The organism is Microbacterium maritypicum MF109 (assembly GCF_000455825.1).
Classification (GTDB): Bacteria; Actinomycetota; Actinomycetes; order Actinomycetales; family Microbacteriaceae; genus Microbacterium; species Microbacterium maritypicum_A.
In genome coordinates this window covers 128,164-145,463 of the sequence record NZ_ATAO01000101.1, presented here as the reverse complement: position 1 = coordinate 145,463, position 17,300 = coordinate 128,164, and the positions used below count along the sequence as shown (strand labels likewise).

General features: G+C 68.8%; 15 protein-coding genes. 10 read left to right on the top strand and 5 right to left on the bottom strand.

Annotation, left to right across the window (positions count from 1 at the left end):
• Positions 1-86: 86 nt before the first annotated feature.
• Complete coding sequence (locus L687_RS26820) at positions 87-752, bottom strand: DNA alkylation repair protein (protein ID WP_021198888.1); 666 nt, start codon at positions 750-752, stop codon at positions 87-89.
• A gap of 130 nt (positions 753-882) precedes the next feature.
• Here L687_RS26820 and L687_RS26815 point away from each other — a divergent pair, with 130 nt between their 5' ends.
• Entirely contained in the window at positions 883-1,311 is a 429-nt protein-coding gene (locus L687_RS26815) for a YciI family protein (RefSeq protein ID WP_021198887.1), read from the top strand.
• 24 nt (positions 1,312-1,335) lie between these two features.
• Positions 1,336-2,634: an RNA polymerase sigma factor gene (locus L687_RS26810; RefSeq protein WP_031206844.1), complete on the top strand. Its 1,299-nt coding sequence runs from the start codon at positions 1,336-1,338 to the stop codon at positions 2,632-2,634.
• 79 nt (positions 2,635-2,713) lie between these two features.
• Here L687_RS26810 and L687_RS26805 read toward each other — a convergent pair whose 3' ends face one another.
• Positions 2,714-2,986: a GlsB/YeaQ/YmgE family stress response membrane protein gene (locus L687_RS26805; protein WP_021198885.1), complete on the bottom strand. Its 273-nt coding sequence runs from the start codon at positions 2,984-2,986 to the stop codon at positions 2,714-2,716.
• 168 nt (positions 2,987-3,154) lie between these two features.
• Complete coding sequence (locus L687_RS26800) at positions 3,155-4,081, bottom strand: Bax inhibitor-1/YccA family protein (RefSeq protein WP_021198884.1); 927 nt, start codon at positions 4,079-4,081, stop codon at positions 3,155-3,157.
• A 91-nt stretch (positions 4,082-4,172) separates the two neighbouring features.
• Here L687_RS26800 and L687_RS26795 point away from each other — a divergent pair, with 91 nt between their 5' ends.
• Positions 4,173-5,159: a glycerophosphodiester phosphodiesterase family protein gene (locus L687_RS26795; protein ID WP_031206842.1), complete on the top strand. Its 987-nt coding sequence runs from the start codon at positions 4,173-4,175 to the stop codon at positions 5,157-5,159.
• A gap of 23 nt (positions 5,160-5,182) precedes the next feature.
• On the opposite strand, the gene L687_RS26790 is transcribed toward L687_RS26795, so the two are convergent.
• Both L687_RS26790 and L687_RS26785 read right to left on the bottom strand, forming a co-directional pair.
• Complete coding sequence (locus tag L687_RS26790) at positions 5,183-5,644, bottom strand: hemerythrin domain-containing protein (protein ID WP_021198882.1); 462 nt, start codon at positions 5,642-5,644, stop codon at positions 5,183-5,185.
• Positions 5,645-5,698: 54 nt separating this feature from the next.
• On the bottom strand, positions 5,699-6,097 hold the full coding sequence (locus L687_RS26785) for a YccF domain-containing protein (RefSeq protein ID WP_021198881.1): 399 nt from the start codon (positions 6,095-6,097) through the stop codon (positions 5,699-5,701).
• Between the two features lie 89 nt (positions 6,098-6,186).
• Between L687_RS26785 and L687_RS26780 the strand changes: the two genes are divergently transcribed.
• From L687_RS26780 to ligD, 7 genes are all read left to right on the top strand, one after another.
• A complete protein-coding gene (locus L687_RS26780; RefSeq protein ID WP_021198880.1) occupies positions 6,187-7,146 on the top strand; it encodes an ABC transporter ATP-binding protein in 960 nt (319 codons plus the stop codon).
• On the top strand, positions 7,143-8,162 hold the full coding sequence (locus L687_RS26775; RefSeq protein WP_021198879.1) for an ABC transporter permease: 1,020 nt from the start codon (positions 7,143-7,145) through the stop codon (positions 8,160-8,162). The genes L687_RS26780 and L687_RS26775 overlap by 4 nt, the downstream gene beginning before the upstream one ends.
• A gap of 262 nt (positions 8,163-8,424) precedes the next feature.
• Positions 8,425-11,541 (top strand): lamin tail domain-containing protein, encoded by a 3,117-nt coding sequence (locus L687_RS26770; RefSeq protein ID WP_021198878.1) that lies wholly within the window; start codon positions 8,425-8,427, stop codon positions 11,539-11,541.
• Positions 11,542-11,706: 165 nt separating this feature from the next.
• Positions 11,707-12,318, top strand: coding sequence for a LysE family translocator (locus L687_RS26765; protein WP_021198877.1), 612 nt, complete (start codon positions 11,707-11,709; stop codon positions 12,316-12,318).
• Positions 12,319-12,407: 89 nt separating this feature from the next.
• On the top strand, positions 12,408-14,882 hold the full coding sequence (locus tag L687_RS26760) for an ATP-dependent helicase (RefSeq protein ID WP_021198876.1): 2,475 nt from the start codon (positions 12,408-12,410) through the stop codon (positions 14,880-14,882).
• 62 nt (positions 14,883-14,944) lie between these two features.
• The gene (locus L687_RS26755; protein ID WP_021198875.1) at positions 14,945-16,135 is read left to right on the top strand and encodes an SseB family protein; all 1,191 of its coding nucleotides are present in this window, start codon (positions 14,945-14,947) and stop codon (positions 16,133-16,135) included.
• Positions 16,136-16,223: 88 nt separating this feature from the next.
• Complete coding sequence (gene ligD, locus L687_RS26750; RefSeq protein WP_021198874.1) at positions 16,224-17,297, top strand: non-homologous end-joining DNA ligase; 1,074 nt, start codon at positions 16,224-16,226, stop codon at positions 17,295-17,297.
• Positions 17,298-17,300 lie beyond the last annotated feature (3 nt).

Below are 17,300 nucleotides of genomic sequence, written 5' to 3'. Positions count from 1 at the left end.
CCTGACCGCTCCGGCTGACCGCTCCGGTCGCACTTTCTGTCGCCTCACGGCGGCCCGCGCGGCAGGAACTGCGACCGGAGCGTGATCTAGAGCAGCTTGAGCGCCTCGCGGCGGGAGAGCGGCGACAGCTCGTGCGACTCGACGAAGGCTCGCACCCACGCCGGGTCGGTCTTGCCGAGCTCGCGCAGCGCCCAGCCGATGGCCTTGCGGATGAAGAACTCGGTGTCGGCGAGGTTCGGTTCGATCACAGTGGCGAGCAGCTCGCGATCGGTGGCACCTCTGCGTCCGAGCTGGGAGATGATGCTCGCCCGGCGCACCCAGAAGTCGTCGTCGCGCGACCACGTCCGCAGCACCGGCGTCATCTCGGCAGGGTGCGCATCGAGCGTCTCGGTGAGCCGATGCGAGACCTCGTCGACGTGATCCCACCACGCTCCTGTGCGGATCATCTCCTCATGCACATCGAGCATGTCGAGTCGGGCTCGCACCGGACGCAGAGCCATCAGAGCACTGGCGGCGTAGCGCTCCTCGCGAAATGCCGCCTCCCGCCACAGCACGAGTGCCGTACCGCGCAACACCGCCGTGTCCGTCACCTCGCGCGCGAGCCCACGCGTCACGGCTCGCACCCCGGGAACACGTACGCCGAGGAAGGGCAGCGCCGACTTCATGTACGCCTGCTGCGCGGGTGCCAGCTCCGGATCGGCCTCATCACGGAGCGCGGATCGGATGCTCTGCACGAGGTCTGCGGCGGTCACGGGAGCGAGTCTACGACCGCCCCGAGAAGTTCTTCAGAGAGAATTCCGAGATGATGTCGATCCGGGCCGTTCCCGTTCGACGTCATTGATGAGAGGGTCGAGAGACGGCCCTTCGAACAAGGAGAACATCATGAAGTTCATGCTCATCATGCGCGCGACCGACGAGGCCGTCGAGGCCTACAAGGACATGCCCTTCGAGCAGGTCATCGAGGCCATGGGCAAGTACAACGAGTCGATGATCAAGGCCGGAGTGCTCGTCGCGGGCGAGGGCCTGACCGATGCGGCCGAGGGTTTCGTGGTCGACTTCAGCACCGAGAAGCCGCTCATCACCGACGGCCCCTACGGCGAGACGAAGGAGTTGTTCAACGGCTTCTGGATCATCGAGGTCCCCACGCGCGAAGAGGCGGCGGAGTGGGCCAGCCGTGCGCCTCTCGGCGCCGGCTCGTTCCTCGAAGTGCGTCGCGTGACCGGCGTCGAGGACTTCCCGGCGGACAACGAGTGGATCCAGAAGGAAGAGGGCTGGCGCGAGGAAGCAGCTCAGCGCGCGGCACAGCAGTGATGGCACGGCAGTGATGGCACAGCAGTGACGGACTCTTCCCCACACAGCGAGACGGCGCGTTCCGCTCCCGATACCGGGTCTGCGGAGCGCGCCGTCTCCGCCGTGTGGCGAATCGAGTCCGCCCGCATCGTCGGAGCTCTGACGCGCATGGTCGGTGACTTCGGCCTCGCGGAGGACCTGGCTCAGGAGGCGCTGGTGGATGCGTTGCGGCAGTGGCCGGTCGACGGCGTCCCGCGCAAGGCCGGGGCCTGGCTGACCGCGGTCGCGAAACGCAAGGCCATCGATCGGTGGCGTCGACAGGAGCGTCTGGACGAGCGGGTCGCCCTTCTCGCACACGACCTGGAGCAGGAGCAGCGGGAGGGGCGAGACCTGCTGTGGGATCCGGACGCCGTCGATGATGACGTGCTGCGCCTGATCTTCATCTCCTGCCACCCTGTGCTCTCGAAAGAGGCGCAGGTCGCCCTGACGCTGCGGGTGGTGGGTGGGCTTTCCAGCGAGGAGATCGCCCGCGCGTTCCTCGTGCCGACCGCCACCGTGCAGCAGCGCATCGTGCGGGCGAAGAAGACGCTCTCCGCCGCCAACGTCCCGTTCGAGGTGCCTTCGCGCGAGGAGCGTGCGCCGCGCATCGGTGCGATCCTCGGCGTGCTGTATCTGATCTTCAACGAGGCCCACGCCGCGAGCAGCGGGCCCGACTGGATGCGCCCCGAGCTGAGTGACGAGGCCATCCGTCTCGGGCGCGTGCTCGCCGCGCTGATGCCGCAGGAACCCGAGGTGCACGGCCTGCTGGCGCTGATGGAGCTGACGGCCGCGCGATTCGGGGCGCGCGTTGATCGACACGGCGACCCGGTGCTGCTTGCCGATCAGGACCGTCGGCGCTGGGATCGTGGCCGCATCTCGCGTGGACGTGCATCGCTGGCGACCGCCGATGCTCTCGGACGCGGGCGCGGTGCCTATGGGCTGCAGGCGGCGATCGCCGAGTGCCATGCCGTGGCGGCGTCTGTCGAGGAGACCGACTGGGAACGGATCGTGCTGCTCTACGAGGCGCTCGGGCGGCTCGCTCCGTCGCCGGTGGTCGAGCTCAACCGAGCGGCTGCGGTGGCGATGGGGACCGGGCCGGCGTCCGCTCTGCTCATCATCGACCAGCTGTCGAGTTCGGGCGCCTTGCGCGGCTACCACCTGCTGCCCGCGACGCGCGGCGAACTGTTGCGTCGGCTCGGGCGCGAGGAGGAAGCCCGGAGCGAGTTCACCGTCGCCGCCGGACTCGCCGGCAATGATCGGGAGAGATCGCTGCTGGAGCGGAAGGCACGAGGGGCACAGAAATGACCCGCCCCCTTCGGGTGCGCGAGGCATCCGAAGGGGACGGGCATCAGGGTGACGCGCGTGGCGTCGACGGCGGATGCCGTCAGCTGCGCGCCTTCTGGCCGCGACCGGCGATCAGGCCGTAGATCAGGAGCACGATGATGGAACCGGCGATGGCGAGGAGCCAGGTGCCGAGGTCCCAGAACTCGGTGAGCGGACGGTTGAGGATCAGACTGCCGAGCCAGCCGCCGAGCAGTGCGCCCACGACGCCGAGGAGCAGCGTGATGAACCAGCCGCCGCCCTGCTTGCCGGGAAGGATCAGCTTGGCGATGGCTCCGGCGATGAGGCCGAGAAGAAGAAAGCCGAGAAAACTCATGGTCAGCTCCTGTGGATCGGGAGCCCCGGGGTGCCGGGGCTTCTGGTATCCAGAGTGCCGACATCGCTGCTCGCGTGCCAACCCCTTGCGCACACATGCCTGGATGTGCGAAGAGGCCCGCCTCCCCAGGGGAGACGGGCCTCTCGACGCGGTCGGATCGGTGCGCGGTCAGTTGTTGCCGCGGACGATCGCGATGATGCGCAGGATCTCGACGTAGAGCCAGACGACCGTGACCATGATGCCGAAGGCGCCGAGCCAGCCGTACTTGCGGGGAGCACCGTTGCGGACGCCCTGCTGGATCTGATCGAAGTCGAGCACGAGCGAGTACGCCGCCATGATGACGACGAGCACGCCGATGATGACACCGAGCGGGATGCCGAAGATGTTGGCGCTCAGCAGGCCGAAGGCCTGGCCCTGGGGCAGCACGCCGGTCCACATGAGGACCAGGTTCAGCAGCGAGAAGACCAGGTAGCCGATCATCGCGATCATGAAGATCTTCGTCGCCTTCTTCGACGCGCGGATCTTGCCGCTCGCGAAGAGAGCCAGGGTCACCCCGACGACCGAGACGGTCGCGAGCGTCGCCTGGAAGACGATGCCGGGGTAGATGACCTCGAAGAACGCCGAGATGCCACCGATGAAGAGGCCCTCGAACGCCGCGTAGGCGAAGATCAGCGCGGGCCGGACCTTCTTGCGCGACGTGAAGGTGATGACCATCGCGAGCACGAAGCCGCCGAGGGCGCCGACGATCCACGGCAGCATGCTGACGGGCGCGGGGTTGTACGGGTCATATCGCGGCACGTCCAGGCCGCCGAGCGTCAGCACCCAGCCGATCGCGGCGGTGACGAGCAGGATGCCGAACAGGCCGGCCGTCTTCCAGACCGTGTCCTCGACCGACATGCGGTCGGTCTCGATCGCTCCGGCCGGCGGGGCGGCGTACATGCCCTCGAGCTGTGCGTTGGCCGCAGCGTCCATCGCCCCGTGCTGGAGCGAGGCGTTCTGCGCGCCCTGGGCAGCCTGAGGTCCGCCCGGGTACGTCGCGACGTTGCGCGGGTCCTGCTGCTGGAAAGCAGGGTTGTTGAAAGCGAAGTTGCTCATTGGTGGGCCTCACTCCAAAAGGGGGGTAGTAGGTCTCTTTCCTCCACGATACTCGGGAGGGCGCATCGCCGGGGTGTTCTACGCTGAGAGCGTGCCCAGGAAATCACCCCTCGTCATCGGGCACCGCGGTGCGCCCGGCTATCGCCCGGAGCACAGCCGCTCCTCCTATGAGCTCGCTCTCGCCATGGGGGTGGATGCGGTCGAACCCGACGTCGTGGCGACCAAGGACGGCGTGCTCATCGTGCGGCACGAGAACGAGATCTCGGGCACGACCGACGTCGCGGAACATTCGGAGTTCGCCGACCGCAAGACGACGAAGCGCGTCGACGGGCAGGCGCTGACGGGATGGTTCAGCGAGGACTTCACGTGGGACGAGTTGTCGACCCTGCGCATCCGCGAGCGGCTGCCCGAGGTGCGGGCATCGAGCGCGAGCTTCGACGGCGCCCAGCAGATCCTGCGCCTGCGCGATGTGCTCGACATCGTGCGCGACGGATCGGCGGAGCATGGACGCGAGATCGGCGTGGTGCTCGAGGTCAAGCACGCCACGTACTTCGCGAGCATCGGCCTCGACCTGGCCCCCCTCATCGACCGCGAGCTGCGCGACGCCGGATGGGCCGAGGGGGAGCTGCCGCTGGTGATCGAGTGCTTCGAGTCGACCGTGCTCGGGCAGCTGCGGGAACGCGGGATCTCCGCATCGTACATCTACCTGATCGAGGCGTCGGGGCGTCCGTACGACCTCCTGGTGGCCGAGGGCACGCACGCCCGCACGTACAGGGAGACCGTCACCCCGGAGGGGCTCGACGCCCTCGTCGGACAGGTCGACGGCATCAGCGTGAGCAAGAAGATGCTGCTCGACCGGGGCAACACGATCGTCGCGGATGCGCATGCACGAGGTCTGCAGGTCTTCACGTGGACGTGTCGGCCGGAGAACGCCTTCCTCGCGGCGGAATTCCGTGGTCCGGGCGGGCGCGGCGCCTACGGCGACTACGAGGCGGAGTGGGGCGTCATCGCACGTCAGGGCGTGGACGGCGTGTTCGTCGATCATCCGGATCTGGGCGTCGCCTTCTTCCGCAGTTGACGCGGTCGCGCAGGTCCGCGTCGTCAGAGCGGTCCGAGCACGCTCTGCACGTCGCTCTCGAGCACGAGGGCGCGCAGGGGCTCGAGGATCTCGCGTTCCTCGAAACGGAAGTGGGATTCCATGATCGCGGCGATCCCGTCGAGGTGACCGCCGATCGCGGTCGCATCGTCGCCGCGCTCGGCTGCACCGCGCAGCGAGGCGAGCAGGTGGGCGAGCATCGAGTGGTCCTGCATCAGCTTGTCGATGATCCCGCCGAGCTCCGGATGCTCCGCGCGCAGAGCAGGGAAGAGCTGCCGATCCTCGGCGCCGTGATGGCCGTCGAGGGCGGCGCAGAATCCGACGCAGTAGAGCACGAGTTCCGATGTGGCATCGGGGACGTCCGTGCCCTGGTCGAGGGCGTCGCGCGTGGCGGCGAGGGCGGCACGCAGACGGGAGTGCGCCGACCGGAGCTCCTGATCCCAGGCGATCAGACGGGCGGCATCCATCGGCCCAGTGTAGAGGGGCCGGTGTGAATGGGGCCGGTGTCGGCGGACTCCCGCTCAGAGGGTGCGGTCGAAGGCACCGCGGCGGGTGGAGACGATCTCCTTGCCCAGCGGCATGAGCGAGATCGGGACCATCTTGAAGTCGGCGATGCCCATCGGGATGCCGATGATCGTGATGCAGAGCAGGATTCCGGACACGATGTGTCCGATCGCGAGCCACCAGCCGGCCAGGATCACCCACAGCACGTTGCCGAGGAACGACCCGACACCCGCGGTGGGCTTGCTGATGACCTCGCGGCCGAACGGCCAGATCGCGTAGGCGGCGATGCGGAACGAGGCGATCGCCCAGGGGATCGTGATGATCGGGATGCACAGCAGGATGCCGGCGAGGACGTACCCGAGGAACAGGGCCCAGCCGGCGAGGATGACCCAGATGATGTTGAGGATCGTGCGCATGAGCTGATTGTGTCACCCCTCTGCGGCCGGGCCTGAGCATCCGCCCCGAGGTCCCGGAGGCGACGGACTCCGGATGCCAGACTGACCGCATGACCGGAATCGTGGTGCAAGACGTCAGCAGAGCGTTCGGGACGGTGCAGGCGGTGAGGGGCGCCACTCTCCGAGCCGAGCCCGGCCGCGTCACCGGCCTCGTGGGGCCGAACGGAGCAGGCAAGACCACTCTGCTGCTGATGCTCGCCTCCCTCCTCGCTCCCGACACCGGGACGATCAGCATCGGAGGCGTCGACCCCTCCGTCGATCCGCTCGCCGCACGACGCCTGCTCGGATGGATGCCGGACGCTCTCGGTGCGTGGCCGTCGCTCACCGCACGGGAGACCATCGTCACGACCGCCCGCCTGTACGGCATCGAGAAGCCGCAGGCCGCGGTCCGTGCGGAGCAGCTGCTCGCCCTCGTCGGGCTGACCGAACTCGCCGACTCCCCGGCCAAGGTGCTGTCGCGAGGGCAGAAGCAGAAGCTGGGCCTGGCACGCGCGTTGGTGAACGACCCGCAGGTGCTGCTCCTCGACGAACCGGCTTCCGGTCTCGATCCGGAGGCGCGGGTGCAGCTGCGGGTGCTGCTGCGCCGTTTCGCGGCGGAGGGGCGCACCGTGCTGATCTCGAGCCACATCCTCTCGGAGCTCGAAGAGGTCGTCGACGACGCGGTCTTCCTCGTCGCCGGTGCCGTCGTCGATGCCGCACCGGCGCGGAGCATGCTGCGCGCGTGGCGGGTGCGTCTCGCCGGTGCGACCGAGGATCGGATGAAGGCCGATGCCTGGCAGGTGGCCTCGAATCTCGGTATCGCCCCCGAATCCCTCTCGCAGGATCGCGGAGCGGTGCTCGTCGGATTCGAGGGAGAGGATGCCGCGGCACAGGCCCTTCGGCATCTGATCGAGGCGGGGCTCCCGGTCGTGGAGTTCGCTCCGGCGCAGAACCAGTTGGAGCACACGTTCCTGAACCTGCATCATGCGACACCACCCCAGGCATCCACAGGAACGGAGGCGGGCGCATGAGCCTCGCGAACATCGGCATCATCGCCCGACTCGAACTGACCCAACGCTTGCGCAGCGTGGGCTGGTATGTGCTGCTCGGGGTCTTCGCCCTGGTGCTGCTCGGGGTCACGGGGCTCTCGTTCGCCGTGTACTCCTGGGGCGATGCGGTCGGTGCCGGCGTCTACTCGATCGTCGTCAACATCGTGCTGCTGCTGGTCGTGCTGGTGTCGCCGACGCTCAGCGGCAACGCGATCAACGGGGATCGCGATGCCGCGACGCTCGCGGCCGTGCAGGTGACCGCCGCGTCGACCGGCGACATCATGCTCGGCAAGCTCGTCGCGGCCGTGGCGACCGGCGGCGCCTTCCTGGTGGTCGCGGTGCCGTTCCTGGCCCTGTCGTTGCTGGGTGGGGGAGCGAACCCGGCCGTGCTGCTCATCTCCCTGCTCGTGCTCGCGGCCGAGATCATCATCGTGGCCGCGATCGGAGTGGGGTTGAGTGGACTCATCGCGCGTCCGCTGTTCTCGGTCGCGACGACCTACCTGGTCGTCGCCGCGCTCGTGTTCGGAACGCTCATCGTGTTCGGACTCGGCGGCATGGCGGTGCGCAGCGAAGCGACCGTGTACTCGCGCCCGTACGACGCGAACGGCACGCCGGACTGTGATCGCTGGGAGGTGAACAGCACCCAGGATGTGCCTCGGTTCGATCTGGTGTGGTGGACGCTCGCCGCGAACCCGTTCGTCGTGCTCGCCGACGCGACCCCGACCGAGTACGCGACGGGGGGTTATCCCGTCGACATGTTCGGTCAGATCAAGTACGGATTGCGCAGCGCGCAGCTCTCGCCCTTGGAACAGCGCTGGGACGAGTGCGACCCCGGTGGCGGGTACCGCACACCCCAAGAGGTGATCGACTCGACGGTGCCGAGCTGGTTCGTCGGCCTGGGGGTGCAGATCGTCATCGCGGGTTCGCTGTTCGCGGGGGCATGGGCGCGCACGCGGACGCCGGCTCGCCGGCTGCCCCCGGGCACGCGCATCGCCTGAGGCTCTTCCCCTCGGGCACGTTCCGGTCGCACCACTCGCCGTTCCGGACGCGCTGATGCGGCGGCAAGTGCGACCGGGACGGGAACCGGGAACGGCGAAGACGTGGGCAGCGGATGGCCACCTTCCGTTCATCTGCCGTGCACTCGGCGGATCCTCTGCGGCCACGTGGGGTCGGTGGTCTGGGCGGGTACCCGACTGAGTCCCCCCTCCGGTCCGGCCCTGCACCCTGGGGTCTGCCGGCCCAGCCACCCAGGAGTCCTCCATGCCCCGCCTGCACCGTGCAGCGGCGGTCACGGCGGTGTGCGCCTTGAGCGCCGCCGCCCTGCTCGTCACTCCCCTCGCCGCGATCGGCGCCGACCCCGGCATCCGCCCGTCCGTGGCGACGTCGACCGCTCCGAGTCTCGTCCTGAACGAGATCGTCTACGACGACGCGGCGACCGGCCTCGCCGACCAGGTCGAGATCTACAACGCCGGGACCGAGGTGGTCGATCTCGCGGGGTGGAAGATCGCGGACGAGAAGCGCGACACCTTCGGCGCGGCCCCGGATGGCACGTCGCTCGCCCCGGGGGAGTTCCTGGTGCTGGTGAAGGACGTCGACTTCGCGTTCGGGCTCGGCAAGGGCGACGAGGTCGTGCTCTTCGACCCGGACGGCACCGAGGTCGACTCCTATGCCTATGCGAACACCGCGCCGCTGTCGGTGTGGGCGCGCTGCCCTGACGGCACGGGTACCTGGGCGCCGGCGACGCAGGTGACGCCCGGCGCTGCGAACGATTGCGAGGTTGCTCCTGTCGCCGGTTCCATCGTGATCAACGAGGTCGACTCGCAGCCGGCCGACTGGGTGGAGTTCTACAACCCCGGCACCGCTGCGCTCGACATCTCGGGCTACGAGATCCGGGACAACTCGGACGATCACCGCTGGCAGTTCCTCCCGGGAACGCAGATCGGCGCGGGACAGTTCCTCGTGGTCGAAGAGGGTACGGTCGGGGTCTCCGGAGGCGTCGAGGCCGCATTCCGCGAGCCGATCGGCATCGGCAGCGCCGACCGCATCCGCCTCTACGACACCTCGGGCGCGATGATCGACGACACGCTCCCGTGGCAGGGGCACGCGGCGATCGACGGCGACTTCGCCGCGGCCACCCTGGCGCGCTGCCCTGACGGCGTCGGCTCCTTCGTGCTCGCGCACCCGACCCCGGGCGCCACGAACTCGTGCGTCATGCCCGACGTCGTGATCAACGAGATCGAGTCGAACGGCGACACCACCGACTGGGTCGAGGTCGTCAACACCGGCAGCACGGCGGTCGACCTCTCCGGCTGGACCGTGATGGACAGCGACCCCGTCGGCCACGCCGGTGAAACCACTCCGTTGCCCGCAGGCACGATCCTGCAGCCCGGAGGCTACTTCGTCTTCGACCAGCCCACGAACTTCGTCTTCGGTCTCGGCAACGGCGATACCGTGTCGATCCGCGACGCGAACGGCAACACGGTCGATGAGCACGTGTACGCCGCGCATGCCGCAGGGGTCCTCGCGCGTTGCGCTGATGCCACCGGCGACTTCGTCGACATCGCGGTCTCGACCAAGGGGCTGCGCAACGCCTGCGGCAACCCCGTGCGCATCAACGAGGTCGAATCCGACGGCGGCTCGCCCGACGACTGGGTGGAGCTCGTGAACCCGACGAGCACGGCGCTCGATGTGTCGGGCATCGTGGTGAAGGACGACGACGACACCCACGCGTACGCGATCCCGGCCGGTACGTCGATCGGTGCGGGGGAGTACCTCGTGATCGAGCGGGCGCAGCTCGGCTTCGGCCTCGGCGCTGGCGATGCGGTGCGGGTGTTCGACGGCGACCTGCTCGTGGACGAGACCACGTGGGGCGCGGGCCACGCCGCCACCACCTGGGGTCGTTGCCCCGACACGAGCGGCGCGTTCGCCGTCACCGCAGCGCCCACGAAGGGCACCGCGAACGTGTGCACCGGTGAGGTTGCCGTGTCGCCGTGGCCCGGCTCTGCCGAGGTGCGCGTGGTGGACAGCATCCCGACGTTCCTCGAGGACAGCTCGGGGCTCGACGTGCAGGAGACCGCCGACGGCGCGTTCCTCTGGGCGGTCGACAACGGACAAGGCCGTATCTGGAAGCTCGAGGCGCACGCCGACGGCTCGGTCGAGAAGGTCGACGGCTGGGATGCGGGCAAGCGTGTGCGCTTCCAGAAGGACGCCGCGAACCCGGGCGCCGCGGGCCCCGACACCGAAGGCATCACGGTCGACGGAGACGGCTTCGTCTACGTGGCGTCCGAACGCGACAACAGCGCCAAGGGCGTGAACCAGAACGTGGTGCTGAAGGTCGACCCCGAGGCCTCGGACGGCGATCTCGTCGCCCAGCAGGAATGGGATCTGACCGCGTTGCTTCCTGCCGTCGGGGCGAACCTCGGCATGGAGGCCGTGCAGTGGGTGCCGGATGCCGCGCTCGCCGGAAAGCTCTTCGATGACAGGACGGGTGCGGCGTACGACCCGAAGGACTATGCCGGTCACGGTGACGGGCTGTTCTTCGTCGCGGTCGAGGACAACGGTCACGTCTACGCATTCGCCCTCGGGGCCGACGGCTCCGCGACGCTCGTGTCGGAGATCGCTCCCGGTCTCACCGGAGTCATGGCGCTCGACTACGACACCGTGCGTAACACCCTGTGGGCCGTGTGCGACGACGGCTGCCAGGGCCGCTCCGCCGAGATCACGCTGAACGGCACCGGGCAGCCGAGCCTCGTGCACTACCCCCGCCCTGCCGGGATGCCCGACATCAACAACGAGGGCTTCGCGACCGCGCCGGCCTCGCTGTCGGTTGACGGACAGCGCCCGGTGTGGTGGTTCGCCGACGGGTTCGCATCCGAGGCGCTGCGCACGGGAACGCTGCCGGGAGTCGACGACGGCACCCCCGGCGGCGAGACCCCGCCGCTCCCGGGCACCGGCCTCGTCGACGACAATCGCCACGGTCTGACGGTGGACCCGTCGGTCGCGACCCGCGGGCAGAAGGTCACGATCACGGTCGGGGCCGGCGGCACGGGAACGGACGTGTCGGTGTGGATGTACTCCGACCCGACGCGGATCGCGTCGGGGACGCTCACGGACGCGGGCACCATCTCGGTGACCGTCCCGGCGGACGCTCCGCTCGGCGCGCACAGGATCGCGGTGTTCGATGCGAGCGGCGCGCTCCTCGGTTGGGCGGACCTCCGCGTCGCGGCGGGTAGCGGGGCCGGGGCCGGGGGAGAGGCCGGGGCAGGGGTCGGTGGGCTGGCGACGACCGGTGCGGAACTCCCCGTCGCCGCCGTCGCACTGGCGCTGATGCTGCTCACCGCCGGTGCGGTGGCCGTGCGGCGCAAGCGCACGGCATGAGCCATGGGAGGGGGCGCGCGCGTGCGCTCGTGTGCCCCCTCCGGCGGCCGGACGGTCACGTGCCCGCCGCTCCGCGTGAATCATCTGCAGCGGAGGATGCGCGCAGGGCACCGGCACCGCTAGACATGGGGGAGGCGCGGAAGGACCGCGCGCGGAGGGCCGTCGATGAGCATCGCATTCCTGCTGACCACCCTGGTGATCGTCGCGACGCCGGGGACCGGTGCCGTCTACTCGATAGCGGCGGGCATCTCGCGAGGTCGCCGAGCCGGAGTCATCGCCGCGTTCGGCTGCACCCTCGGTGTCATCCCGCACATGATCGCCGCGATCACGGGGCTCGCAGCGATCCTGAACGCCTCCGCGATCGCGTTCGAGACCATCAAGTGGCTCGGCATCGCCTATCTGCTGTTCCTCGCCTGGCAGACCATGAGGGACAAGTCGTTGATCCAGGCCGACGAGAGCGTCGCCCCGCTGTCGTCCTGGCGAGTGATCCGCACCGCTGTCCTCATCAACGTGCTCAATCCCAAGCTCACGATCTTCTTCTTCGCCTTCCTGCCCCAGTTCGTCCCGGCCCAGACGCCGAACGGCACCTGGCAGATGGTCGGGCTCAGCCTGGTGTTCATGGCGCTCACGTTCGTGGTCTTCGCGCTGTACGGCGTCTTCGCGGCCACCATGCGCGCCCAGGTGCTGGGGCGACCGAGGGTCATGACGTGGCTGCGCCGCTCCTTCGCCGCGACGTACGTGCTCCTGGCCGGACGTCTCGCGCTGGAGACCCGGTAGCCTGCTCGGGACGCCGCGTCGTGAGCAGGCCTCCGGACGGCGCGAGGCCGTGCCGCGGTGTCGGTGCCGACGCCTAGACTCATAGGGCCATGACCGAAGCTCCTCTCATCGTCCCCTCCACCGCCGGTCCTCGCTCGTCGGGAGCCCCGGGGCAGGACGATCTCCTCGCCGGCCTCAACCCTCAGCAGCTCGAGGCCGTCACCTACCGCGGCCCGGCGCTGCTCATCGTCGCGGGCGCCGGATCGGGCAAGACGAGCGTGCTCACCCGCCGCATCGCCTCGCTGTTGCGGGCCCGAGAGGCATGGCCGAGCCAGATCCTCGCGATCACCTTCACCAACAAGGCCGCGGGCGAGATGCGCGAGCGTGTCGAAGGGCTGATCGGCGATGCCGCCCGTGGCATGTGGATCTCCACGTTCCACTCCGCGTGCGTGCGCATCCTGCGTCGCGAGGCCGAGCAGTTCGGGTACACGAAGTCGTTCACCATCTACGATTCGGGCGATTCGCGGGCTCTCCTCAAGCGCCTGGTCAAAGAGCACGAGGCCGATGCCTACGGGCTCACACCCGCGTCCGTGCAGTCGCGCATCTCGAAGCTGAAGAACGAGCTGTCCGACGCCGAGTCGTATGCGCGTCAGGCCAACATGAGCGACCCGGCCGAGCGCGTCTTCATCGAGGTCTTCGCCGACTACCAACGGCAGCTGCAGAAGGCCAACGCCTTCGACTTCGATGACCTCATCGGGCAGACCGTGTATCTGTTCCGAGCGTTCCCGCAGGTCGCCGACACCTACCGTCGTCGTTTCCGTCACATCCTGGTCGACGAGTACCAGGACACGAACCACGCGCAGTACTCGCTGATCCACGAGCTCACGCGCCCCGTGTCCGGTGCTGCCGGTGCCGCGCCGGATCCGTATGCCTCCAACGGCATGATGATCTTCGAGCCCGATCCCGCCCCCACCGCAGACGCCGGCGAACCCGGTGCCTCGCTCACCGTGGTCGGCGACTCCGATCAATCGATCTACGCGTTCCGCGGCGCGGACATCCGCAACATCAGCGAGTTCGAGCGTGACTTCCCCGGCGCCCGCGTCGTGCTGCTCGAGCAGAACTACCGCTCGACGCAGAACATCCTGTCGGCGGCGAACGCGGTGATCGGCAACAACTTCGATCGTAAGGACAAGAAGCTCTGGAGCGACAAGGGCGACGGCGATCCCATCATCGGTTTCACCGGCTACTCGCAGCACGACGAGGCGCAGTTCGTGGCTGACGAGGTCGAGGCCCTGCACCGCGCCGGCATGCCCTACTCCGAGATGGCGGTGTTCTACCGCACCAACTCGCAGTCCCGTGCGCTGGAGGAGATCTTCATCCGCTCGGCGGTGCCGTACAAGATCATGGGCGGCACCAAGTTCTACGATCGCGCCGAGATCAAGGACGCGCTCGCCTATCTCGTCGCCGTCGCGAACCCGGCCGACGAGATGTCGGTGCGCCGCATCCTGAACAAGCCCAGGCGCGGCATCGGCGACGTCACGGAGACGGCCATCGCACGGTTCGCCGAGGAGCACGGGATCAGCTTCCGCGATGCGCTGTCGATGCCGGGTCAGCTCGGGGTCGGGCCGAAGATCCAAGCGGCGATCGGGCAGCTCGACGCGGTGCTCACCGAAGCCGCCGCCATCCTGACCCCCGCGAGCGGCGAGCTGCCTCCCCCCACCGCGGTGGCCGACGGCCTGAGCCTGTTGCTGGGCAAGAGCGGATACCTCGACGCCCTGCGTGCGAGCCGCGACCCTCAGGACGAGGCGCGCGTGGAGAACCTCGACGAATTCGTCGCGGTGGCTCGTGATTTCGCGCGCAACAACCCGGAGGGCACGATCGTCGACTTCCTCACCGAGGTCGCTCTGGTCTCCGATGCCGATGACCTCGACGACGAGTCGGGCTCGGTCTCGCTCATGACCATGCACACGGCGAAGGGCCTGGAGTATGACGCCGTGTTCGTCACGGGCGTCGAGGAAGATCTCATCCCGCACCGCATCTCGGCCGGCGAGCCCGGGGGACCGCAGGAGGAACGCCGTCTCTTCTACGTGGGCATCACGCGTGCGCGCAAGCGTCTGCACCTCTCTCTCGCGATGACGAGGGCGCAGTTCGGCGAGGTCACGGTGGCGATGCCCAGCCGCTTCCTGCAGGAGATCCCGGCGGGCCTGATCGACTGGCGACAGTCTCCGGGCGACGTGAACTCGCGCGGGGGGATGCAGTCGCGCGCACTGAACGCGCGTCGCCAGGGCGGCTTCGGCGGCTCGGGCTCGGGCGATCGTTTCGCGGTGAAGTCGCTGCCGGGTCGAGACTCCCTGAAGCCGCTGTCGACGGCGATGGACAAGTTCCCCAACCGGGTCACGGCCAAGATGCGCGACAACGGTGATCTCGAGCTCGCCGCCGGCGACCGCATCCGTCACGTCGACTTCGGCGAAGGGCGGGTGGATGCGGTGACGGGCGAGGGTGCCAAGCGCATCGCTCACGTGCGATTCGACTCGGCGGGGCAGAAGAAGCTCCTCATCAAGGTCGCGCCGATCGAGAAGATCTAGCCCACCGCAGGTGTTTCCGCCTCGGCGAAACACCGACCGGATTGCCGGTTAGGCTGGCTCATATGGCCCTCTTCTCCCGCCGCAAGAAGTCCGGTGACGATGTCGTCGCCCCCACCGCCGAGGCTGTCGCGAGCGATAGCGCGCCGAACGACACCACGCAGAACGGTGCGGGCGCGGTCGCCGGAGAGCACACGACATCAGAGAGCCCGACCGCCGAGCAGCCCGTCGAAGCGCCCTCGATCGGGATCTCGGTGCAGGCGTTCCGGGGCGTCGGTGCCGAGGCGGGCCCCGAGGTCTCCCTTCCGGCGTCCGACGGCACTTCGAACTCCGACGCCTCGTCCGCCTCTGCGGCGCCCGCCGCGCCGCAGGCTTCTCCCTCTCCGCCCGTTCAGCCCGAGACGCCCCAGGAGCGGCGCCTGCCTCTGGCCTCCGTGCTGCCGCCGGAGCAGACCGAGACCGTCGCCGGCATGAAGGACAATGTCCTCCTGCGTGAGGCCCTCAGCGAGATCGAGGCGGGCGCGACCAACGACCAGCTCCTCGGCGTCATGCGTCAGGCTCTTCAGGGACACCTCTACATCCGCGTGAACGGCGATGCGCGTGCCCAGATCAGCGAAGGGAAGGCGCTCTCCGTCGCCGTCGTCCGCGACAGTGAAGACAACCAGTACATGCTGGCGTTCAGCTCGGCCGGCGCGGTACGTGATTCCGTGCAGCTCGAAGCGGACCCGTCGTCGACCTCGGCGGTCGCCCAGCCGGTCACCTCGGTGCTGCAGCAGGTCGTGTCCGGAGATTTCGCCGGCCTCATCGTCGACAACGCGTCGGCCCCGCATCGGGTGGTGTTCCCGACGGAGCTGCTGCAGAAGACGCTCGAGCAGGCCGATGTCGACATGACGGTGAAGAGCATCCTCGCCGCTCCCCGGGAACAGGATTCCGTCGTCAAGGTCGGCGAAGCCCTTGCGACCACGCGGATGTGGGTCGCGGTCAACGACGGCTCCGGCGGTGGCCCCGTCGGCATCGCCGAAGCGCAGACGACCGACGGACGTCGGTTCCTGCAGCTGTTCTCGCACCCGCTCGAGGTCATCGCGCTCGGACGCGGCGACCGTCCGCTCCCGTTCGCGCCGGAGCAGCTGGCGAAGGTCCTCACGAGCCACGCCGACATCGCCGGAGTGATCGTGGACTCGGCCGGTCCGTCGATCGTCGTCGAGCGGGCTGCGCTCACGCCGGTCCTCGTGCTCGCGGTCGACCTCGGCGACTGAACCGACCCGGACACGGACGATCCGGACTCCGCGCACTGTCCGCGTCGGCGGGGTTCCGTCTGTCCGGGCGGCGCTCTAGGGTCGGAGCATGGCCTCAGAACGCGTGACCCTGACCGTCGCCGACTCCGATGGAGAACGCGAGGTCGCGCTGTCCAGCCCGAACCGTGTGGTCTGGCCCGACCTCGGCATCACCAAGGCGGAGCTGGCCGAGTATGTGCAGCTCGTCGCGGTGCCGTTCCTGGCGGCGAACGGCAACCGCCCGGTCTCGCTCGAGCGGTTCCGTGACGGCATCGGACCCGCAGGCGGGGCGCGGGCCGAGGGCTTCTTCTCGAAGAACCCGCCCAAAGGTACCCCGGACTTCGTCGACGCGGTGACGGTGACATACAACAGCGGGCGCCAGCATCCGCAGATCGTGTTGAACCGTGCGAGCGCGATCGTGTGGGCCGTGCAGATGAACACGATCGTCTTCCACCCCTGGGCGTCGCTCGCCACTGACGCGGACAACCCCGTCGAGCTGCGCATCGACCTCGATCCGCAGCCCGGTACCGACTTCGCAGATGCGGTCACGGCCGCGCACACCCTGCGCGAGGTGCTGCGCGAGGCGGGTCTGGAGGCGTTCGCCAAGACCAGCGGCAACAGAGGATTGCACGTGTTCGCGCCGATCGAACCGACCCACGAGTTCCTGGAGGTGCGGCACGCCGTGATCGCCGCCGGGCGCGAGCTGGAGCGACGGATGCCGGAGCAGGTCACGACGAACTGGTGGAAGGAGGAGCGGGGCGCGCGCATCTTCGTCGACTTCAACCAGGCCAACCGCGACCGCACGATGGCCGGTGCCTACAGTCCTCGCGCGCTTCCCGGAGCGACCGTGTCGACGCCGGTGGCCTGGGACGAGCTCGACGGTCTCGATCCGAAGGTGTTCACGGTGCGCAGCATCCCGAAGCGTCTGGGCGAGGTCGGCGACCCGTGGGCGTCGATGCCGCACAACCCTGGCCGCATCGACACGCTGCTGGAGTGGTGGGAGCGTGACACGCAGAACGGTCTCGGCGAACTGCCTTTCCCTCCGGAGTTCCCGAAGATGCCGGGTGAGCCGCCGCGCGTGCAGCCGAGCAAGAAGGTCGCAGCGAATTGGGACGAGGACGGCACCCCGGCCGAGAAGGAGTGAGGG